The sequence below is a fragment of the Nonomuraea roseola genome, assembly GCF_039535395.1.
In the GTDB taxonomy this organism is placed as follows: Bacteria; Actinomycetota; Actinomycetes; order Streptosporangiales; family Streptosporangiaceae; genus Nonomuraea; species Nonomuraea roseola.
This window is the reverse complement of the sequence record NZ_BAAAXC010000015.1, coordinates 4,925,993-4,947,930: the sequence shown is the minus strand read 5'-3', so window position 1 is coordinate 4,947,930 and position 21,938 is coordinate 4,925,993. Positions and strand designations below refer to the sequence as shown.

Sequence of the window (21,938 nt, the reverse complement as noted above, 5' to 3'; positions counted from 1 at the left end):
CCGTGTGAGCGATCTTGACGTTGCGTCGGTCTGCGACAGGTTCGGGCTCGGTCTGGCGGTGACGCCGGGGTTGCGGGTCGCTGGCTACTACCACAACCAGGTCTGGCGGCTCGACACGATCACCGGCGCCTACGCGGTGAAGCGGCTGACCTGGACGCCCTCCGCCGAGGCTATCGAGATCGAGCGCAGGGCGCTGGCCGTGGGAGTGCCGCTCCCCCCACCCGTGCCCGAGACGGCCACCGGCCGCCACACGGTCGAGCTGGGCGGGGCGGTGGTGCGCGTGCACCGCTGGCTGGACGGCCGCGCGCCCGGCATCGACGACCTCACCCCCGCGCTGTGCCGCCGCATGGGTGCCCTGCTGGCCACCGTCCACCACGCAGGCTCCAGCGGCCCGCCTGGCCCCGGTGCGGACTCGGACGGTCCACCCGCCCCAGGTGCAGGCTCAGGCGGCCTGATCGACCCCGATGCAGGCTCAGGCGGCGCGCCCGCCCCCGGTGCAGGTGTAGGCCTGCTCGACGCCGGTTCCGGGGAGCCGGGACGGCCGCTGGGCGGGGGTGGTGAGGAGCTCGCGCGGCTGCGCGCCGACACCGAGCGCCCCGAGGGGCGGGGCACCATGGTCGGCTCCCACGGCGACCTGCACCCGAAGAACGCCCTCCTGCGCGCAGACGGCAGCCTGGCGCTCATCGACTGGGACACCGCCGGCGCGTACGTCGCCGAGCAGGAGGCCGCGGGCGTCGCGCTCGACTGGTCGACCAGGCTGGGCGGCGACGTCGACCTCGACCGCTTCGACGCCGTCGTCGAGGGCTACCGGTCGGGCGGCGGGGTGATCCCCTCCGAGCCGTGGGTGTTCGGCGGCTGGGTCCGCGGCTACCTGGACTTCATGCGGCGCGCCGGCACCGACGAGCGCGAGCAGACCCACGCGCGGCTGAGCCTGCTCGCCACGATCCTTCCCGACCTGGTCAAACGCCTGAAGTAGGGGCTCGCTCCGCCCTTCTCGCCGTGATCGTCTCCACGCCCACCTGGTCGTCCGGCAGCGCGTCGGGCACGTCGGTGTCGAAACGGGCCAGCCGCCCCAGCCGCAGCGCCCCCGCGACCACCGCCAGCATGCCGACCGCGCACACCAGGTACAGCAGGGCGATCCCCCGCCCGGGTCCGACACCGATCACCGCGCCCACCGTGGAGGCGAGCGCGCCTCCCTCGGCCATCAGCGGGTCGAACAGCGCGGCGCCGAGCGGCGCGACCAGTCCCATCCCGATCGGCAGCGTCGACCACGCGACGAGGGTGTTCAGCGCGAAGACCCTGCCGTGGTAGCGGTAGGGCACCTTGATCTGCACGATCAGCGAGTAGATGCCGTTCATGAGGGTCAGGACGTACGTGATCGCGAACGCCCCCGCGCCGATCAGCACCAGCGAGGGCGCGAGCCCGGTGAGCACGCTGCCCGCCGCGATCGCCACGGTGGCCAGCAGCACCCCCCTGAACCTGCGCCTGGCAGGGCCGCCCCACAGCGCCATGGTCAGCCCGCCGAGCAGCGCCCCGAGCCCTGTCACCACCGAGACCACGCTGACGTCACGCAGGGTGGCGAAGGACAGCACCAGCGGCGAGACCAGCAGCAGGAGCGGCGACAGGAAGATGTTGAGCACGGCGAACCAGCCGAGCATCGCCCGCAGGCCGCGCGAGTGCCAGGTGTAGGCGAAGCCCTGGCGGATCTCGGTGGCCAGCGGCTCGCGCGGCCTCCACGGCAGCGTGTCGGGGAAGCGGACGAGCAGTACCACGGCGAGGGCGAAGGCGTAGCTGATCACGTCGATGACCACGATGCCGCCGAGCCCGATCCAGGCCAGCAGCCCCGCCGCGATGAGCGGCACGATCAGCTGGGCGACGCCGTTGGTCATCTGGGTGACGCCGACGGCGTGCCCGAGGTAGCGCTTGGGCACCAGCTGCGGCACGGCCGAGGTGTAGGCCAGGCGCTGGAAGCTGGTGGCGATGGAGAGGGCGACGATCAGGGTGTAGATCTGCCAGAGCTGGAGGTCGCCGAAGAAGATCAGCCCTGCGAGCACCGCCTGGATGCCCGCCGCGCAGAGGTCGGCGACGACCAGCACCCTGCGCCTGTCGCCCCTGTCGACGATCGCGCCCGCCAGCGGCGAGATGAGCAGCCCTGCCAGGTTGAGCACGGCCAGGATGGAGAACTGCGTGACCGAGCCCGAGTCGACCAGGATCGTGATCGGCAGCGCCCATCCGGTGAGCGCCGACCCGATCATCGACAGCTGCTGTCCCGAGGCGATGGTGAGGAAGCGCCGCATGCTGGGCGCGACCTCGTCGCGCGAGGGCGCCGCGGCCGCGTCCGCCGCGGTGGAGACGGCGTGCACCCACCAGCTCCCCGTACGGTCACCCGCCTCGAGGCGCCGGTGGGTGCGCAGCACCGCGGCCAGCTCGTCGGCCCTGTAGCGCAGGAAGTAGTGGCCGCCCTCGTCCAGGACGACCAGCGCGGTGGTGTCGCTGAGGAAGCCCCACTCGGTGTAGCGCTCCTCGTAGTAGTCGGTGGCGGGGTCGCGCTCGCCGATCACCGAGATGATCGGGGCGCGCAGCCTGGGCCTGTCGTCGGCGTGGAAGAGTGAGGTGAAGTACTTCTCCGCGGCTTTGGAGTCGTGCCGCATGGTCGCGATGATGCGGTCGGCGACGCCGGGTTCGAGCTCCTCCAGGTCGACGCCGCGGGCCTTCAGCCTGTTGATGTCGGTCTGGCTGGAGCGCAGCCGGTCCATCAGCCCGAACCGCAGCCAGCCCCGTGGCCTGGCGAAGGGGAAGATCGCCCCGATGTAGAGCGCCTCGACCTCGCGGCCCGCCTGCTCGACCCTTCTGGCCAGCTCGACGGCGAGCGCCGCGCCGACCCCGCAGTGCCCGTAGATCACCAGGGGGCCCTCGATGCGCAGGATCTCCTCGGTCGTCCTGGCCGCCAGCTCGTCGAAGTCCATCGGCTCCTCGTCCAGGCCGATGTCGTGGCCGGGGATGGCCAGCGCGTAGAGCGCCTGGTCGGCGGGGAGGGCGTCGGCCAGCGGCTGGTAGACGATGGCGCTGCCCGACCCGTACGGCACGCAGACGTAGCTGACCGTCGCGCTTCTCGGCGGGGTCAGCCGCTGGAGCAACGGCCTCGCGCCCTGCTCGGAGGAGGCGGCGAAGGCGGCCAGCTCCCGCACCGTCCTGTAGGTGAACACGTCGACCAGGCCGACGGGCCCGATCCCCGCCCTGCGCAGCTTCGCCACGACCTGGATGGCCAGCAGCGAGTGGCCTCCGAGGTCGAAGAAGTCGTCGTCGATCCCCACTCGTGGAACGCCGAGCACCTCGGCCCAGACCTCGGCGACGACCCTCTCGGCCTCCGTCGAGGGAGGGGCGTAGACCGCGTCGGCCGACAGGACGGGCTCGGGCAGCGCCTTGCGGTCGAGCTTGCCGTTCGGGGTGAGCGGCAGCGCCTCCATCCGGACGAACAGCGAGGGCAGCATGTACTCCGGCAGGAATCCCCTGATCGCGGCCCTGACCTGGGCGGGCTCGGACGGCCCTCCCACCAGGTAGGCGACCAGCTGGTCGGCGCGCACGACGACGACGGCCTCGGCGGCCCCCGCCTTCTCGCGCAGCGCCGTCTCGATCTCGCCGAGCTCGATCCGCAGGCCGCGCAGCTTGACCTGGTCGTCGAGGCGGCCGAGGAACTCGATGGTGCCGTCGGGCAGCCAGCGGGCGGCGTCGCCGGTGCGGTAGCGCCCGCCGGAGAACCTCTCGGCGGTCAGCGAGGGGCGGTCGTGGTAGCCGAGCGCGACGCCGACGCCGCCGATGTGCAGCTCGCCTGGCACGCCGACGGGGACCTGCGCGCCGTGCCTGTCAAGGACGTGCAGGGTGATGTTCTGGATGGGCGAGCCGATGGGCACGGTGGCCCGCCCCTCGAGCCCTTCGAGCGTGCACTGCCATGACGAGACGTCGATGGCCGCCTCCGTCGGGCCGTACAGGTTGTGCAGCTCGGCGGGCAGCGTCCGCAGGCAGCGGACGGCCAGGTCGACGGGCAGCTCCTCGCCGCTGCAGATGATCGTGCGCAGCGAGGCGCAGGTGTCCACGTCCTCCTCGGCCAGGAACATCGCCAGCATGGACGGTACGAAGTGCAGCGTGGTGACGCGCTCGGCGTTGATCAGCTCACGCAGGTAGGCGGGGTCGCGGTGGCCGTCGGGCGCGGCCAGGACGAGGCGGGCTCCGGAGATCAGCGGCCAGAAGAACTCCCACACCGAGACGTCGAAGCCCGCGGGGGTCTTCTGCAGCACCACGTCGTCGGCGGTCAGCCGGTAGCGCTTCTGCATCCAGTCGAGGCGGTTGACGATGCCGCGGTGCCCGTTGGGCACGCCCTTCGGCTTGCCCGTCGAGCCCGAGGTGTAGATCATGTACGCCGCCTCGCCCTGCGCGACGTCGGGTGGCGTGGCGGGCAGGCCGTCCCAGACCTGGGGGTTGTCGAGCGGCAGGATGGTCGCGCCGCCCGAGGCCAGCAGCGGGATCAGCGCGCTCTGGGTAAGGACGACGGGCGCGGCGGCGTCGGCCAGCATGAACGTCAGCCTGTCCTGCGGGTACGACGGGTCGAGCGGCACGTAGGCGGCGCCGGCCTTGAGGATGCCGAGCAGGCCCGCGACGAGTTCGAGCGAGCGCTCGGCGCAGATGGCGACCAGCCCGCCCGCGCCGAGCCCCGCGAGCCTGTGCGCGATCTGGTTGGCGCGCTCGTCGAGCTGCCTGTAGGTCAGCGACTGGCCCTCGAAGGTGACGGCCACCGCGTCGGGGGTCCGCGCCACCTGCTCCTCGACCAGGGCGTGCAGGGTCAGGCCGGGGAAGTCGGCCGCCGTCGCGTTCCACGCCTCGATCTCGGAGACGTCGCCGAGGGAGAGGCGGCTCACCGGCGTGGAGGGGTCGGTGACGGCCGCTCTGAGCAGCGTCTCGAAGTGCCGTGCCGTCCTGGCGATCGTGGGGGCGGAGAACAGCGTGGTCTTGTAGGTGAACGCGCAGGCCAGCCCCTCGCCGCCGGGGACGACGTAGAGCTCGAGGTCGTGGCGGGCCGAGCCGGGGCGCAGCGGGAAGTCGTCCTCGCCCGCCGCCAGGTCGTGCAGCGAGAACAGCGCGTCGACCAGCGGCTGCCTGCTCGGGTCGCGCGGCACACCGAGCGCCTCGACCAGCTTGGCGAAGGGCAGCTCCTGGTGGTCGAGGGCGTCGACGACCAGCTCTCTCGTCCTGCCGAGCAGGTCGGCGAAGCTCGGGTCGTCCCCCAGGTCGGCGCGCAGCACGAGCGTGTTGACGAACATGCCGACCACGTCGTCCAGCTCGGGGCGGGTCCTGCCTGCCACGGGGGTGCCCACGGCCACGTCGTCCTGGGCCGAGAGCCTGGCCAGCAGCACGTGGAAGGCGGCCAGCAGGGTCATGAACGGCGTCGCGCCGTGCCTCTTGCCGAGAGCGGTCACGCGCTCGACCAGCTCGGGGTCGAGCTCGTGCACGTGGGTGGCCCCTTCGAGGCACTGCGCGGCGGGCCTCGGCCTGTCGAGGGGCAGCTCGACGCGCGGCAGCCCGTCGAGCCGCCCGCGCCAGTAGGCCAGCTCGCGCTCGAAGGAGCGCTCGCTCTGCCACAGCGCGACGTCGCCGTACCTGACGGCCGGCGCCTCCCGGCTCTCGCCCCTGTAGAGCGCCAGGAGGTCCCGCATGAGCAGCTGCGCCGACTGCCCGTCGGCCACGATGTGGTGCACCAGCAGCGCGAGCACGTGCTCGGCACCCCCGATGGACACCGCGAGCGCCCTGAGCAGCGGTCCCTCCGCCAGGTCGAGCGGCACCGCGGCGGCCGCGTCGATCAGGGCCAGCGCCTCCTCGTCGTCGGCCGCCGTGGCGAGCGCGAGCGGCGCCTCGCTCTCCTCGGCCACGTGGACGGCGGGCAGGCCGTCCTCGCTGGTGGGAAAGCGGTGCCGCAGGCTCTCGTGTCTTCTCGGCAGCTCGTCGAGCGCAGCGCGCAGGCGCTCCTCGTCGAGCGGGCCGCGCAGCCGTACCGCGGTGGTGAGGGTGTAGGTGGCGGTTCCTGGCGTGAGGTGCTCCATGAACCACAGAGGCTCCTGGGCGGGGGCCAGGGGAGGCTGACTGCCCTCGGGGCGGCGAGGGATGCTCTCGGCCGCGTTCGCGCCTTGCAGCCTGCGCCGCAGCAGCTCCCTCTTGGCTCCGGACAGATCCACGACGGACATCAGCTCAGCCCTTCGACGGCGGCCTTGAGTGCGTTCATGAAGAGTGCGGCCTCCCGGCCGTTGATCAGCCGGTGGTCGTAGGCCAGGCCGATGTCGGCGCCGCCGTCCTCCCCCGGTGCGGTGACGGCCAGCGCGCAGGCGGTGCCGGGGAAGACGAACGGGATCGCCATGACCACGCCCCCCCTCGGTGTGCAGGGTGACGACGAAGTTGGCGCCGCTGAGGTCGGACGGCCTGAAGTCGCCGGTGGTGGCGGCCAGACGGTGGCGCATCAGCGCGCTCGCCAGCTCCTTGGTGGTACGGCCGCCCGCGTCGTGCAGCACGGGCACGTAGAGGCCCTCGCCGAGGTCGAGCGTGACGCCGATGTCGGCGGTCCTGGACAGGCGGATCCGGTCGCCCTCGAGGGTGGCGAAGAAGAGCGGGAAGCGCTCGTGCAGCCCGGCCACGGCCTGGACGAAGGTCTCCGCCAGCCCGACAGGGCGTCTGACGGCCCTGGTCTCGGCCTTGGCGTGCTCGATCGCCCCCGCCAGGTCCATGCGGACGGCCAGGTAGGCGGCGGGGATGGTGCTGTGGGACAGCTCCACGGCCCTGGCGACGGCCCGCTGCACCTTCGGCAGGTCGCGCACGTGGCCGAGGAGCCGTTCGAGGTCGGACTTCCTGACGACCTTGAGCCCGAGCTCCCTGAGCTGCTCGCCGGTGACGCCGTGCTCGTCGGCGAACGCCTGGGCGGGGGCGGTGACCAGAGGCAGGCCGTCCCGCGCGGTCGAGAGTTCGGGCTGCCCGGCTGACACGGGCGGCGAGGCGGGCTCGGGCCGCGCGCCCGCCGCGTCTCCGCCGATCGTGGCGATCACCTGGTCGGGACGGCACCAGGCGCCCGCGGCCACCTGGTGGCGCAGCACGCCCGTGGCGTCGGCCGGCAGCTCCTCCGCCGCCTTGGAGGTCTCGACCAGGGCGACCAGGTCGTCCTCGTGGACCGAGTCCCCGTCCTGGACCAGCCACTCCACCAGCAGGTACTCGCTGTCGTTGGTGTTCAGCTTCGGCATGCGCAGCTCAGCCACGGAGCGTCTCCATGATCACGCGATGGACCGTCCGCTCCGAGACCAGCACCGACTCCTCCAGGTGGGCGGCGGTGGGGATGACGGAGTCGGCGGAGTGGACGAGGGTGACGGGACCTGCCAGCCGTCCCCAGTGCCGCCGGTGGATCTGGTGGGCGACCTCGGCGCCCCAGGTCCCGCCCGCGGTGCTCTCCTCCACGACGAAGACGCGCGGCGCGTCGGGGAGCTCCACGTCGAACGGGTACAGGCGGGAGGGCACCACCAGCGTGCAGACGATCTCCTCCTCGAGCAGCAGCGAGCGCATCGCCGCCAGCACCATGGGGGCGCTGCCCCCTGGCGCGACGACCACGCAGTCGGGACGCTCGTCGAGGAAGGCCCGCGCCACGCCGTTCTCGACCGCGAGGGAGAACGGCTCGGGCACGGCGTGCATGGGCCTGGTGTAGAGGACCTTGTCCTCGAACAGGACGCAGGGCTCCTCGCGCGCCAGCATCTCGGTGAGGACCGCGAGGTTGTCGTGGAAGGGCGACATCTCGTACAGCGCCAGGCCGGGGATGCCGACGAAGTGCTTCTGCAGGCTCTGGCTGTGCGTGGGGCCGTAGCCCCTGCCTCCGCCGACGGGGCAGCGCACCACCATGCGCATGGGGACGCGGGAGCCGTACATGGAGACGGACTTGGCGGCGAAGTTCAGGAGCTGGTCGAAGGCGAGCGTGGCGAAGTCGCCGAACATGATCTCGACGATCGCCGCGTCACCCGACAGCGCCAGGCCCGCGGCGACGCCGGTGATGGCGCTCTCGCTGATCGGTGTGGACATCACCCTGCCGGGGAAGCGGGTGGACAGCCCTCGGGTGATCTTGAAGGCGCCGCCGTAGGGGTCGGCCACGTCCTCGCCGAGCAGGTAGAGGTTCCGCTCGGCCGCCATCAGCTCGTGGAGCGCCGCGTTGAGGTTCTCCGCGACCCTCATCGCGCCTCCCACCGTGACAGCGGGCGGGCGATCACGTCGGCGGCGACCGCCTCGATCCGCGACACGGCCGCGGCTTCGAGCCGGTCGAGCCGGGGGGAGGCGTACTTGTCCCGCCAGTCGACGCCGACGGCGTGCGCGGGCCTGGTGTCGTCGCCCTTGCTGTGCGGACCGAGCCTGTGGGTGACGAACTCGACCACGGCGGGCCTGCCCGCCCGCACGCCGGAGACGAGCGGCGCGAGCCTGGCCCTGATGTCGTCCACGTCGGCGCCCTCGACCAGCTCGTGCGGGAGGCCGAAGGCCGCGGCGCGCCCCGCGATCGTGCCCGCGAGGTGCTTGTCGGTGGGCGTGGACTGGGCGATGCCGTTGTTCTCGACGACCACCAGCAGGGGCAGCGCCCAGAGCGCGGCCAGGTTCAGCGCCTCGTAGACCGCGCCCTCGCCGAACGTGCCGTCGCCGATGTAGGCGCAGGCCAGGCGGCCGGGCTCGGCGCGCTTGAGATGGAGCGCGACGCCCGCCGCCACCGGCAGGCTCTCCCCCTGGACGCCGGTGGACAGGTAGCGGTCGCGGCGGATGTGCTGGCTGCCGCCCACCCCTGCGCACACCGCGCCCTCGCGGCCCATGATCTCGGCCAGCAGGCCCTCGGGGTCGTCGAAGCGGGCCAGGTAGTGGCCGTGTCCCCGGTGGTTGCTGAAGACGTGGTCGGCCGGGTCGAGCAGCCCCTCCATGGCGACGGGGACGTACTCCTGCCCGAGGCAGGTGTGGGTGGTGCCGTTGAGCAGGCCCCTGCCGTACAGGTCGAGGAGGGTGCGCTCGAAGGCGCGGATCACGAGCATGCGGGAGAGGTCGGCGTCGATCACTGCCTGATCACTCCGATGACGCCCGCGATGGTCGGGTTGTCGAAGAAGTCGTCCAGCTCGACCTCGACGTCCAGGCGCTTGCGCATGCGGGCGATGATCTGCGTGATCGTGAGGGAGTGCCCGCCCAGGTCGAAGATGTCGTCGTCCGGCTCGATCGGCGACAGTTGGAGCACCTCCTCCCAGATCGCGGTGATGCCGGCGAGGAGCGGATCGCCCTCGACCCGCCGCTCCTGTCCCGAGGCGACGGCCACGGGGGCGGGGGCGGAGGCGGGCGGAGGGGCCTGCGTCGTGCTCAGCGGGCGGGAGAGATCTCCCGACAGCCAGGAGCGCAGGTCGGCCACGACGCGCTCGGGATCGGGCAGCTCGTCGGGGTCGTGGCGCAGGCTGGCGACGAGCCCGGAGGGCCTGTCGAGGAGCTGGAGCTGCAGGGCGCCCCGCACGGCCTGGTTGAAGGCCAGCCACTCCACGCGATCGTCCTGCCCTCCGCGACGGTAGCTCACCGACACGGGTGCGAGCGCGGCGTGCGGCCTCAGCCCGGGGACCGCTCTGGCGAGGGGGACCTGCCGGTGCCGGTAGACCTCGCGCAGCTCGGCCCGCAGCGCCAGGGCGAACCGCCCGAACGGGGTCCCGTGCTCGGGGGCGGAGAAGACGGGCAGCTCGGTGACGAAGGGCCCGATGTGCCCCTCCTGGCCGGGGGTGCGGGTGGACAGGTCGATCGCGGTGACGGGGGCGGCGTTGCCGTACGAGGCGAGGACGGCGTGCACCGCGGCGAGCAGCACCTCGAACCTGGTCAGCCCCTCGGCCTCCGGCACATCGAGCGTGAACTCCAGCACGCGCCCCGGGCTCGCGCGCCGCGAGCGCAGCACTCCACCTGGCACCACCACCTCCTCGGGCGCGCGCCATCTGGAGGCCCAGAACGCGCGGGCCTCCTCCGCGGGGGCCTCCCTGGGCGCGAGCGGGGGGAGCGCGGGCAGGACCTCGCCCCTGTAGAGCGCCAGCAGGTCGGCGACGAGCACCTCCTTGGACTGGCCGTCGAAGACCGCGTGGTGCGCCTCGACCCTCAGCTCGTCGCCCTGCAGCGCGAACCTGACGAGCGGTCCCTTGGCCAGGTCGAAGGGGCCCTTCACCTCCTCACGCGCGAGGAAGGGCGGCTCGGCGGCGGGCACCAGCGACGGCAGGCCGTCGCGCTCCTCGAAGGCCGCGCCCAGCAGCGGATGCCGTTCGACCAGTGCGGCGACCGCCTTGGCCAGCGCCCCCTCGTCGACGGGCGCCCCGAACCTGATCACCAGCGGCATGTGGTACGCCGACCAGGCGCCCGCCCGCTCGTTGATCCAGATCCCGTGCTGGGCGGGTGACACCTCAGTCATGCCTCAACCTCCGCTTGTCGACCTTGCCGCCTTGGTTGCGCGGCAGGGCGTCGAGGGTGACGAGCCTGGCGGGCAGCTCGTGCGGGGCCAGCCGCCCCTTAAGGAAGATCCGCAGCTCCTCGTGGGCCACGGGGCCGACCACCGCCACCTCGACGGCCTTGCCGAGCGTGGGGTGCGGCACGCCGTACGCGGCCGCCTCGACCACGTCCGGATGCTGGTGGACGACGTCCTCCACGTGGATCGTCGACACCTTGTAGGCGCCCGACTTGATCACGTCGCTCTCCCTGTCGACCAGGTAGAGGTAGCCGTCGTCGTCGAGGTAGCCGAGGTCGCCCATCCGGACCCAGCCGCCTCTGAACACCTCGCCGCTGGCCTGCGCGTCGCCGTAGTAGGTGCGGGTGACGGCAGGCGAGCGCATCCACACCTCCCCGGTCACGCGGGGCGGCAGCGGGTCGCCCTTGGCCGTCGCGATCTTGACCGCGCCGCCCGAGGCGGGCCGCCCGACGCTGGCGGGCCTGTCGGGGTCGAAGAGCATCACGGTCTGGGCGGGCGCCGCCTCTGTCGAGGTGTAGTAGTTGGCGATCGCGGCGTTGCCGAAGGCGGCGCCGAGGTCGACGGCGACCTGCGAGGGCAGCGGCGCCGCGGCCGAGCCGAGCAGCAGCACGCTCGACAGGTCGTGCTTGTGGTGGACGCGGGCGGAGAGCATCTCGATGGCCATGGCCGGCACGAGGAAGACCGTGCCCGCCCTGTAGTGCTCGATCAGCCCGGCGAACCTGCCGGGGGTGAACCTGGGTAACGTCACGACCTGCGGATGGGCGTCCAGGGCGTTGACGAGCATCCACTGGCCCGCGTTCGTGCCGATCGGGAAGGCGTGCGCCAGGTGCGCGCTGTGCATGAAGGGCCTGCGCCTGCCGCCGCAGCCGTAGGCCAGGTTGGCGTGGCCGGCCGCGACGCCCTTGGGCCTGCCCGTGGTGCCGGAGGTGTAGAGGATCTGGGCGAGGTCGCGCGGGCGCGGAGGGTCGGGTGCCGGGCCCTCCGCGAAGGGTAACGCCCCGGGGCGCAGCGTCCTGGACGCGCCGCAGTGCGCCAGCATCGCCTCCACGTCGGCGCCTGCCAGCCGGTCCGACAGGGGGACGGCCACGGCCCCCGCCCTGACGACGCCGAGGAAGGCGACCGCGTACTCCAGCCAGTCGCCGTTGCCGAACACCAGGCCCACCCGGTCGCCGGGCTCGACTCCGAGCCCCGCAGCGACGCCTGCGGAGCGGCGTTCCCACTCGCCGAAGGTCAGCGACCCGGCACCGTGGACGGTCATCGCCACCCGCTCGGGGTCGGCCTTGGCCCGCTCCCGCAGCAGATCAGGAAGGGTCACGCTCACGACAGACCCCCGAGAATACTGATAAGAAACTTTCCTTACCCACCGGACGGCCGACAGTCTGACACGGGCACGGGAGGGTGACAAGAGCGCAAACCCCGTGTTTATCGGGCCTTGCGGGCAGGTCAAGATCCGTGGTTGACTCCCGAACAGTTAAGAACCTTTCCAGATTCGGGGGAAGGGCTTGTGACGCTTTCGTACGCCCAGGAGCGCCTGTGGTTCCTCCATCGGCTCGATCCTGACGACCCCTCGTACAACACCGCCTACGCCTACAGGCTGCGCGGAGAGCTCGACCTCACCAGGCTGGAGGCGGCCTTCACCGCCGTCGCCGCCAGGCACGACGCGCTGCGCACCCGCTTTCCCGAGGTGGACGGGCGCCCCGTGGCGGTCGTCGAGCCGCCGGGCCGCATCGCCTTCGAGGTGGTCGAGGGCGATCCGGAGAAGCTGGTGTCCGAACGCACCAACGCCCCCTTCGACCTGGCAGGGCGACCTCCCTTCCGGGTGAGCGTCATCCCGCTCGGGCCGCGCGAGCACGTCCTGTGCGTGGTGCTGCACCACATCAACGGCGACGGCTGGTCGTTCAACGTGCTGCGCGAGGAGGTAGCCGCCTGCTACGCGGGCAGGCCGCTGCCCGCCGCCCCTCCCCCGTTCAGCCCCGCCCCTCGTGACTTCGCGGCCGAGGAGGAGTGGTGGGCCGAGCGGCTGGCGGGGGCGCCGGTGCTGGAGCTGGTCACCGACAGGCCGCGCCCTCCGCAGCGGGGAACAGCGGGCGGCGAGGTGCTGTTCAGACTGGCTCCCGAGCTGGTCGCCGGGGTGGCCGAGCTGGCCAGGAGCGCGCGGTGCACGCCGTACATGGTGCTGCTGGCCGCCTACCAGGTGCTGCTGGCGCGGCACAGCGGACAGGACGACTTCTGCGTGGGCACGCCCTCGGCGGGGCGGACGAGCACCGAGCTCGAGCGGGTGGTCGGCTACCTGTCGACGATGCTGGTGCTCAGGTGCGACCTGTCGGGCGAGCCGAGCTTCGCCGAGTTGCTCCGCCGGACGAGGAAGACCGTGCTGCAGGCGCTGGCGCACCAGGAGGTGCCGTTCGAGCGGCTGGTCGGCGCGCTCGGCCTCCAGCGCGACCTCAGCAGGACCCCGCTGTTCCAGACCATGTTCGCGCTGCACACGCAGGGCGAGATCGCCGACCCGCTGCCCGGCCTGGAGGCCGAGCCGTTCCCGCTGGGCTGGCATCCCGCGCGCTTCGACCTGTCGCTCGACCTGTACGCCGAGGACGACGGCGGCCTGCTCGGGGTGGCCATCTACAGCGAGGAGCTGTTCGAGCGCGCGACCGCCGAGCGCATGATGGAGCGCTTCGCCGTCCTGGTCTCGTCGATCGTCGCCGATCCGTCGTCGCCGGTCGCCGGGCTGGAGCTGACCCCTGCCTCCGAGCGCGCCCTGCTGGCCTCGTGGAACGACACGGCCGCGGAGCTGCCGCCCCTCACCCTCGTCGACCTGGTGCTTGAGCGCGCTGACGCCCGTCCTGACGCGGTCGCGGTCATCTGCGGCGACACCACGCTGACCTACCGCGAGCTGACAGAGAGGGCGGCGGTCCTGGCGGGCGCGCTCGCCGAGCGGGGCGTCGGCACGGGCTCCCTGGTGGCGGTACGGCTCTCGCGCGGTCCTGACATGCTGGTCGCGCTGCTCGGCGTGGCCATGGCGGGCGCCGCCTACCTGCCGGTGGACCCCGACTACCCGCAGGCCCGCGTCTCCTACGTGCTGGAGGACTCGGGCGCGGCGCTCGTCCTCACCGACGAGCTCCCCTCGGGAGCGCCGCACGTCGTCAGGCCGCGCCCCGACGACACCGCCTACGTGCTCTACACCTCGGGCTCCACGGGCCGTCCCAAGGGCGTGGTCGTCCCGCACAGGGCGCTGACGAACTTCCTGCTCGCGATGCGTTCACTCGTGGGGTCGGCGCCCTCCGACGTCTGGCTGGCGCTCACCTCGCTCTCCTTCGACATCTCCGCGCTGGAGCTGTACCTGCCGCTCGTCACGGGCGGCACGGTGGTCATCGCCGACGCCGACACCGCCCGCGACGGCGCCGCGCTGTCGAGGCTGATCACGACGACGGGCGTCACGCACGTCCAGGCCACGCCCTCGGGCTGGCGGGTGCTGCTCACAGGGGAGCTGCCCCCGCTGACCGCGCTGGCGGGCGGCGAGCCGCTGCCGCCGAAGCTGGCCGCCGAGCTGCGCTCGCGCGTCGGCAGGCTCGTCAACATGTACGGCCCGACCGAGACGACCATCTGGTCCACCGCGTGGGAGGTCCCCTCCGATCCCGCCAGGGTGACGATCGGCCGCCCGATCGCCAACACGACCGTCCACGTCGACGCGCCCCTCGGCGTCCCCTGCGAGCTGCTGATCGGCGGCGCGGGCCTGGCCACCGGCTACCTGGGCAGGCCCGACCTGACCGCCGAGCGGTTCACCGAGCACGCGGGCGAGCGCGTCTACCGCACGGGTGACCTGGTCCGCTGGCTGCCCGACGGCACGCTGGAGTTCCTCGGCAGGACAGACAACCAGGTGAAGCTGCGCGGCCACCGGGTCGAGCTGGGCGAGATCGAGGCGGTACTGGAGTCGTGGCCCGGCGTGCGGCAGGCCGTCACCGCCGTCCGCGACGACCTGCTCGTGGCCTACGTCGTCGGCGAGGCGGAGGGGCTGAGGGAGCACGCCGCCGCCCAGCTGCCCGGCTACATGGTGCCCTCGGTGGTGGTGGAGCTCGACGCCCTGCCCCTCACGCCCAACGGCAAGGTGGACCGCAAGGCCCTCCCCTCGCCCGAGGCGTCCGCTGTCCCGGCCTCCACTCCGCCGAGGACGCCGCACGAACTCCTGGTCGCGCGGGTCTTCGCGGACGTGCTCGGCGTCGCGGACGTCGGCGCGGAGGACGACTTCTTCTCACTCGGCGGGCACTCGCTGCTGGCCACCGTCGTCACCTCCCGCCTGCCAGGACGGGTGCCCGTCCGCGAGCTGTTCCTGCGTCCGACCGTCGAGGCGATGGCCGCCCTCCTCGACGCCGCGCAGGACTCTCCCGGCCGCGCCTATGACGGGCCTCGTCCGCGTCCCCAGGGCGCGGCCGTCCCGCTCTCCCGCTCCCAGGAGCGGCTGTGGTTCCTGCACCGGCTCGACCCAGGCGACGCCGCCTACAACATGTGGATCGTGCGCCGCCTGCGCGGCCCGCTCGACGTGGCGGCGCTGCGCCTGGCCGTGGACGCGCTGGCCGCCAGGCACGAGAGCCTGCGCACGCGCTTCCCCGAGGTGGACGGCGTGCCCGTGGTCGTCGTCGAGCCCCCCGGCCCGGTGTCCTTCGAGATCGTCACGGGCGAGCCCCAGCGGCTGGTGGCCGAGCGCGTCAACGCCCCCTTCGACCTGGCCTGCGCCCCGCCGTTCAGGGTGACGCTCGTCCCCGTCGGCCCCGAGGACCACGTGCTGTGCGTCGTGCTGCACCACATCCTCGGCGACGGCTGGTCGCTCAACATCATGATCGACGAGCTGGCCCTCCTCTACTCCGGCGAGCGGCCGCCCGAGCCGCCCCTGCAGTTCGGCGACGTCGCCCGCTGGCAGCTCGGCCAGGACTCCATGGACGACTACTGGAGGGAGCGGCTCGCCGGTCAGCCTCCGCTGAACCTGCCCACCGACAGGCCGCGCACCGGCGCGCCGCGCCAGGCCGCCTTCCACACGTTCGCGCTGCCGGTCGAGGCGGTCAGCAGGACGCAGGGCGCGACGATGTTCATGACGCTGATGGCCGCCTACCAGGCGGTGCTCGCCGCGCAGAGCGGCCTGACGGACGTCTGCGTGGCCACCGTCACCTCGGGCCGCGACGACGCCCTCCTGGAGGGCGTCGTCGGCTACTTCGCCGACACGCTCGTGATCCGCGGCGACCTGACGGGCTCGCCCACCTTCGGCGAGCTCGTGGAGCGGACCCGCGCCACGGTCGTGGAGGCCTTCGCCCACCAGGGAGCGCCGCCGGAGCGCGCGCCCTCGTTCGAGACGATGGCCATCCTGCACACCCAGGACGCGGGCCGCGCGCCCGCCGCCTTCGCCGGGCTGGAGGCGGCGCCGTTCCCCCACGGGTTCGCGCAGGTCAAGTTCGACCTCATGCTGGAGGCCTGGCAGGACCCCGACGAGCTGCTGCTCATCCTCTCCTACGACGCAGCCCTGTTCGACGCGGACACGGTGCAGGCGCTGGCCCGCAGGCTGGAACGCCTCCTGCGCCAGGACCCAGGTCTGCCGCCCCGGCTGCTGTCCCCCGACGACCTCGCCCTGCTGCGCGCGTGGGGGCGGGGTCCCGCACCGAGCCGGCCGGTTCCTCCCGCTTCCCTCTCCGACCGGCCCTCACCGGTCACGCGGGAGGGACCGGTCCCACCCCCGGGATCCTTCGACGCGCCGATCGTGCCCGACAGGGTGGCGAGGGCCGTCCTCGGGCACGCGGAGCTGCCCGCGGTGGGCGATCTCGACTACGCCTCGTTCGACCTGCGGGTCACCGAGCTGGCCGGGCTCCTCCAAAGCAAGGGGGTACGGCGGGGCGACCTGGTGGGCGTCTGCCTCGGCCGGGGTGTCGACGCCGTCGCCGCGCTGCTCGCGGTGTGGCGAGCGGGCGGCGCCTACCTGCCGCTCGACCCCGCCCACCCGACCGCCCGACTGGCGCACCTGCTGACCGACAGCGGCGCGACGCTCGTGCTCACCTCGCCCGACCTGGCCGACCGGCTGCCGCAGGGCACCCCGCTCGCCTACACCTGCGAGCCCACAGCGCCCCTCACCCCCGTGCCGCCCGCCGAGATCGCCTACGTGCTGTACACCTCGGGCTCGACGGGCGAGCCCAAGGGCGTCGTCGTCGACCACCGCAACCTGGCTGCCCGCGTCGACTGGATGGCGGAGGAGTACGGCCTGCGTCCGGGCGACAGGGTGGTGCAGTTCGCCTCGCTCGGCTTCGACACCCACGCCGAGGAGATCTATCCCGCGCTGTCCCGCGGCGCCCACGTCGTCGTCCTGCCCGACGGCGCGCTCAGCCTGCCCGACCACCTCGAGGGCGTGACGGTCCTCGACCTGCCCACGGCCTACTGGCACCACCTCGTCGACCAGATCGACGCGGTCGCCTGGCCCTCGACGCTGCGCCTGGTGATCCTCGGCGGCGAGCAGGCGCACGCCTCCGCGGTGGCCCGCTGGCACGAGCGCTTCGGCCTGAGCGTCAGGCTGGTCAACACCTACGGCCCGACGGAGACCACCGTCATCGCCACGGCCACCACGCTCGACGCCTCGCGGGGCGTGCCGCCCATCGGCCGCCCGATCGCCGCGACCACCGCCTACGTGGTCGACGCCGCAGGGCGCCTGGCCCCGCCCGGCGTTCCTGGCGAGCTGTGCGTCGGAGGGGAGGGCGTGGCCCGCGGCTATCTCGGCCGCCCCGACCTCACCGCGGACCGCTTCGTGCCCTTCACCGGCGACAGGATCCTCCATACCGAGACCGACGCCCCCCAGGACAGCGCCCACGAGCGGGTCTACCGGACGGGCGACAGGGTCAGATGGCGGCCCGACGGGCAGCTGGAGTTCCTCGGCCGCCTCGACGACCAGCTGAAGATCAGAGGCCAGCGGGTCGAGCCCGGCGAGGTCGAGGCCGCGCTCATGACCCACCCCGACGTCGGCGCCGCCGCGGTGACCGCGAAGGGCGAGACGCTGGTCGGCTACGTCGTGGGCGAGGCCGACCTCGACGAGCTGCGCGACCACGTGGCCGCGACGCTGCCGCCGTACCTGGTGCCCACGCGGTGGGCGCGCCTCGACGCGCTTCCGCTGACCCCCAACGGCAAGGTGGACAGGGCCGCGCTGCCCGAGCCAGAGGCGGCGAGGGCGGAGTACAGGGCGCCGGACGGCGACGCCGAGCACCTGGTGGCGGCCGTCTTCGCCGAGGTCCTCGACCTGGAGAAGGTGGGGGCGCACGACGACTTCTTCGCGCTCGGCGGGCACAGCCTGCTGGCCGTCCGCGTGGTGGCCAGGATCAGGGCCGCGATCGACCTGGACGTCCCGATCAGAGCGCTGTTCGCGAGGCCGACGGTCGAGGGCCTGGCCAGGACGGTCGAGGACCTGCTGGTGGCGGAGCTGGACCAGATGTCCGACGAGGAGGCCGAACGCCTCGCCAGGGAGCTGACATGATCAAGGAAAGACTCGCCGAGCTGGTCGAGGAGTCCTCCGACGGCGCGCTGACCGCGCAGGAGGCCCTGCGGGCGACCGTGCCGCTGTCGGCGCTCGGCCTGACCTCCGTGGGGCAGATGCGGCTCATCGACGCGATCGAGAGCGAGTTCGGCGTCGAGGTCGACCTCACGGAGGACGGGCTGGAGTTACTCGACGACCTGGACCTGCTGGCCGGACGCCTGTCCAGCCGATGATCGTCGAGTTCGCCGGTCCCGACGAGGGAACCGCGCCGCTGACCTGGGGCCAGCAGGCCATCTGGGAGGCGATCCTGCACACCGAGCCCGACGATCACTACTTCAACTTCGACAGGGTGGTGAAGGTCCCAGGCGACAGGAGCGTGCCCGAGGTGCTCGCCGCCGTGAGGGCGCTGGTCGAGCGGCACGGCTCGCTGAGGACCAGACTGGGGGCGCGGCGGGAGCCGTACCAGAGGCTGGAGAGGAAGGGACGGCTGCCCGTCACGTTCGGCGCGCCGGCGGCCACCAGGTTCGACTACGAGCGCGAGTGGCCGCTGCGGGTGGGCCTGACGACGGACGGCGACAAGGTAACCCATGTCACGCTGCTGTTCTGCCACCTGGCCGCCGACGGGGCCGGAGCCGAGGTCGCGGTGCGCGACCTGCGCATGCTGCTGCTGGGCAGGCCGCCGTCCGCGCCCGCGCCGCGAGCGCTCGACCTGGCCCTCTGGCAGCAGGGCGAGCAGGGACGGCGGGTCGCCACGGCCGCCGCCGCGCACTGGGAGCGCGAGCACCGGCGGATCGCGGCCACCATGTTCCCCACCCCCGCGAAGGGCTCGGACCCGCCGATCTGGCGCGCCCTGCTCCACTCGCCCGCGCTCGACCTGGCCGTACGCTCGATCGCCGCCGCCCACGGCGCCTCCACCTCGACGGTCCTGCTCGCGGCGGTGGCCGAACTGGCGGGGCGCCACACGGGCCAGGAGATCAGCTCGGTGCTGCCGATCGTGAGCAACAGGTTCAGGCGCGACACCATGGCCGTCGTCAGCACGCTGGCCATGGAGGGCCTGTTCACGCTGGAGGTGGGCCGGCCCTTCGCCGAGGCGCTGAGGGCGGCTGGTCCCGCCGCTCTGCGCGCCTACCGCAGCGCCTATCACGACCCCGCCGACCGGGCCAGGATCGTCCGGGCGGAGAGCGCGCGGCGCGGCGAGCGGGTGCACCCGCACTGCTGCTTCAACGACCTGCGTTTCGCCGATCCCGGGCCCGCCGCGTGCGAGCCCGACGAGATCGAGAAGGCGCGGGCGCAGACCACGCTGACCTGGCCGCTGAGCCAGGACAACCTCGACTGCCGCTTCTGCGTGCACGTCACCACGGAGGGCGTCTCGCTGACCGCCGACACCCGCTACCTGTCCAGGCCGGACATCGAGCGCTACCTGCTCGACCTGGAGTCCCTGCTAGTGGAGACGGCCACCGCATGACCGTGCGCGCCTACGCTCTCGCGACCTCCCTCGCCCAGGGCCAGACGCTGGAGTTCGTGCTCGACCGTCCCTCGCCCGTGGTCGTGACCGACGCCACCGACGACCGCGTCGTCCACACGGGACCGGCCGGCGCCCGCTGGTCGCTGGAGATCCCCCGCGAGTGGCCGAGCTCGCTCTACGTGGCCCGCTTCGGCCCCGCCGAGCCGTGGCCCCGCTCGCTTCCGGGCGGGGCGCCCTGTCCCGACAACGAGGTCCACTTCGTCGTACGGGAGGCAGAGCCGACGGCGCCGATCCTGGTCAGCGTGCCGTTCACCACCTGGCAGGCCTACAACAGGGCGGGCGAGCCCGACCAGAGCGTCTACTGGACCGAGTCGCCCACCCGCGCCTCCACGGTCAGCTTCGACCGGCCGGGCGGCGGCCCGCCGCCCGAACGCTGGGAGGAGGGCCTGACGCGCTGGCTGCGTCCGGCGGGCTACGAGGTGGCCTACTGCTCCAACCTCGACCTGCACGACGGGCTCGGTTTGCTCTCCCGCCACCGGCTGCTGGTGGTCAACGGGCACGACGAGTACTGGTCGGCGGGCATGCGCGACGCCGTCGAGGAGTTCGTGCGGCGAGGCGGCAACGTCGCCTTCTTCTCCGGCAACACCGCCTGGTGGCAGATCCGGCTGGAGGACGGCGGCCGCACCATGGTCTGCCACCGCGACCCGCTGTCCGACCCCGTCGCCGACCCGCGTCTGGCCACGGTCGAGTGGTCGGCGGCCGGCCGCCCCGAGAACACGCTGACCGGCGTCAGCTTCAGGGCGGGCGCGGGAGCGTGGGGCGAGCACATGCCGCGCATGCTCGAGGAGTCCTACACCGCCCGCTTCGCGGGGCACTGGGCCTTCGAGGGCACGGGGCTGACCGACGGCGACAAGTTCGGCCAGGGCTGCCTGGGCTACGAGACCGACGCCGCCGAGTACGAGGAGGTGCGCGGCGTGCCCAGGGCGACCTCCCTGGACGGCACGCCGTCCAGCTTCGTCGTGCTCGCCACCGCCGACCTGCGGCACTGGAGCGCCTACGGCCAGGGCGGCGCGGCCACCATGGGCGTGTTCACCAGCGGCCTCGGCACCGTCTTCACCTCGGCCACGGTCAACTGGGGCAACACCCTGCACGACCCCGTCGTGGAGCGCGTCACCCGCAACGTCCTCGACCGGCTGTCGGGCGACCGCCGGCCTTCGTGGGAGGTGATCGGCCCCGTCGCGGACGTGCGGAACCTCGCGGTGCTCGGACGCGTCCTCCACGCGGTGGACGGCTCGGGTGCGCTGCTGTGCCGTGAGCTGTGCGGCCAGAACCTGTCCTGGCAGCCGCTGTCGGGCCTCTCGGAGGTCAGGGCCCTGGCCGTGCCCCGCGAGGCGGCCGGCGGGATGGGCGTCGGCCTGTACGGCGTGACGTCCTCTGGCGCCCTGGTCGCCAGGGAGGGCGACGACTGGCGCCGCGTCGGCCCCGCCCCCGAGGACGCGGTCGGCCTCGCGGTCGCGGACTGCGCGTTCTACGTCGCGACAGGGGACGGCGCACTGTGGCGGCTGCCCTTCGGGTCGGCGGAATGGGAGCCCGACGGCCCCTCGGCGGGCGCGGTGTCACTGGCCGGCATGAACGGCAGGCTCTTCTCCCTCGACGACGCGGGCGCGCTCCACACCCGTGTCCCGGGAAGGCCGTGGGAGCCGTACGGCACTGCGCCCGGCCGCGCGCTCACCGCCCACGCGGGGCTCCTCGTCACGGCGGGACCCGGTGACCCGCTGCGCCTGCACCGGATCCGCCCCGCGCACCCTCCCGAGGCTCAGGAGGCGGGCGGAAAGCTCGTCGGCCCGTAGAGGGCGTGCGGGGCTCCGGTGGACATCGCCCAGTAACGGTCGCCGTAGGACCAGTGCCACCACTCGGTCGGGTAGTTGACCAACCCCACCGACTCCAGCGCCGCCACGAGGATCTCGCGGTTCGCCCTGGCCTGCGCGGAGATGGTGGCCGCGGCCGTGTAGCACGCGCCCTCACTCTCCTCGGGGTTGTCGTTGACCGCCGTTCCCATGTCGTGCTCCACCCCGTCGGGCGAGCACAGCGTCAGGTCGACGGCGGCCCCCGCCGTGTGCGGCGCGACCTCGACGGGCGAGACGTACCTGCTGGCCGCCGCGTGCGCCTCGTCGGCCGACAGGTCGGGGAAGTCGATGAGCAGCCGCGTCTTGTACTCCTCGAAGTACGTGCGCTGCGTCGTGATCGGCCGGTAGCCCTCGACGATCAGCAGTTCGTAGCCCTCGGGCAGCGCCGCCTTCTCCAGACGCTCCAGCAGCCCCGACCGCAGGTGCGCGTAGGCGCCGTCCACGTCGGCCAGCCGCGAGTCGACCCGCAGCCTGCCCCGGACGTCCACGAGCGGCTCCCCGCACTCGCGCACGGAGATGGCAGCCACCCTGGGATCAGAGATCAACACG

The 21,938-nt window shown here is 73.0% G+C and carries 11 protein-coding genes; 5 read left to right on the top strand and 6 right to left on the bottom strand.

The window, feature by feature from the left end; all coding sequences use genetic code 11:
• Window positions 1-4 precede the first annotated feature (4 nt).
• Entirely contained in the window at window positions 5-976 is a 972-nt protein-coding gene (locus ABFX55_RS46840) for a phosphotransferase enzyme family protein (RefSeq protein WP_346130395.1), read from the top strand.
• Here the strand turns inward: ABFX55_RS46840 and ABFX55_RS46835 are convergent.
• Genes ABFX55_RS46835 through ABFX55_RS46815 form a run of 5 tightly spaced genes read right to left on the bottom strand, consistent with a single transcriptional unit; the run spans window position 960 to window position 11,846 of the window.
• On the bottom strand, window positions 960-7,289 hold the full coding sequence (locus ABFX55_RS46835; protein WP_346130393.1) for an amino acid adenylation domain-containing protein: 6,330 nt from the start codon (window positions 7,287-7,289) through the stop codon (window positions 960-962). The two genes, ABFX55_RS46840 and ABFX55_RS46835, sit on opposite strands and share 17 nt — an antisense overlap.
• A complete protein-coding gene (locus ABFX55_RS46830; RefSeq protein ID WP_346130391.1) occupies window positions 7,282-8,247 on the bottom strand; it encodes an alpha-ketoacid dehydrogenase subunit beta in 966 nt (321 codons plus the stop codon). The genes ABFX55_RS46835 and ABFX55_RS46830 overlap by 8 nt, the downstream gene beginning before the upstream one ends.
• On the bottom strand, window positions 8,244-9,104 hold the full coding sequence (locus tag ABFX55_RS46825; RefSeq protein ID WP_346130389.1) for a thiamine pyrophosphate-dependent dehydrogenase E1 component subunit alpha: 861 nt from the start codon (window positions 9,102-9,104) through the stop codon (window positions 8,244-8,246). The genes ABFX55_RS46830 and ABFX55_RS46825 overlap by 4 nt, the downstream gene beginning before the upstream one ends.
• Window positions 9,101-10,471, bottom strand: coding sequence for a condensation domain-containing protein (locus ABFX55_RS46820; protein ID WP_346130388.1), 1,371 nt, complete (start codon window positions 10,469-10,471; stop codon window positions 9,101-9,103). The genes ABFX55_RS46825 and ABFX55_RS46820 overlap by 4 nt, the downstream gene beginning before the upstream one ends.
• The gene (locus tag ABFX55_RS46815) at window positions 10,464-11,846 is read right to left on the bottom strand and encodes a class I adenylate-forming enzyme family protein (protein ID WP_346130386.1); all 1,383 of its coding nucleotides are present in this window, start codon (window positions 11,844-11,846) and stop codon (window positions 10,464-10,466) included. The genes ABFX55_RS46820 and ABFX55_RS46815 overlap by 8 nt, the downstream gene beginning before the upstream one ends.
• Window positions 11,847-12,029: 183 nt before the next feature.
• On the opposite strand from ABFX55_RS46815, the gene ABFX55_RS46810 reads away from it, so the two are divergent.
• Genes ABFX55_RS46810 through ABFX55_RS46795 form a run of 4 tightly spaced genes read left to right on the top strand, consistent with a single transcriptional unit; the run spans window position 12,030 to window position 21,332 of the window.
• Complete coding sequence (locus ABFX55_RS46810; protein WP_346130384.1) at window positions 12,030-18,017, top strand: amino acid adenylation domain-containing protein; 5,988 nt, start codon at window positions 12,030-12,032, stop codon at window positions 18,015-18,017.
• Complete coding sequence (locus ABFX55_RS46805) at window positions 18,014-18,250, top strand: acyl carrier protein (RefSeq protein ID WP_346130382.1); 237 nt, start codon at window positions 18,014-18,016, stop codon at window positions 18,248-18,250. Before ABFX55_RS46810 ends, ABFX55_RS46805 begins: the two co-directional genes overlap by 4 nt.
• The gene (locus ABFX55_RS46800; RefSeq protein ID WP_346130380.1) at window positions 18,247-19,482 is read left to right on the top strand and encodes a condensation domain-containing protein; all 1,236 of its coding nucleotides are present in this window, start codon (window positions 18,247-18,249) and stop codon (window positions 19,480-19,482) included. The genes ABFX55_RS46805 and ABFX55_RS46800 overlap by 4 nt, the downstream gene beginning before the upstream one ends.
• Window positions 19,479-21,332 carry a N,N-dimethylformamidase beta subunit family domain-containing protein gene (locus ABFX55_RS46795; protein WP_346130379.1) on the top strand — a complete coding sequence of 618 codons (1,854 nt, stop codon included), beginning with the start codon at window positions 19,479-19,481 and terminating at the stop codon, window positions 21,330-21,332. The genes ABFX55_RS46800 and ABFX55_RS46795 overlap by 4 nt, the downstream gene beginning before the upstream one ends.
• Here ABFX55_RS46795 and ABFX55_RS46790 read toward each other — a convergent pair.
• Window positions 21,299-21,916: a M15 family metallopeptidase gene (locus ABFX55_RS46790; RefSeq protein WP_346130378.1), complete on the bottom strand. Its 618-nt coding sequence runs from the start codon at window positions 21,914-21,916 to the stop codon at window positions 21,299-21,301. The two genes, ABFX55_RS46795 and ABFX55_RS46790, sit on opposite strands and share 34 nt — an antisense overlap.
• Window positions 21,917-21,938 lie beyond the last annotated feature (22 nt).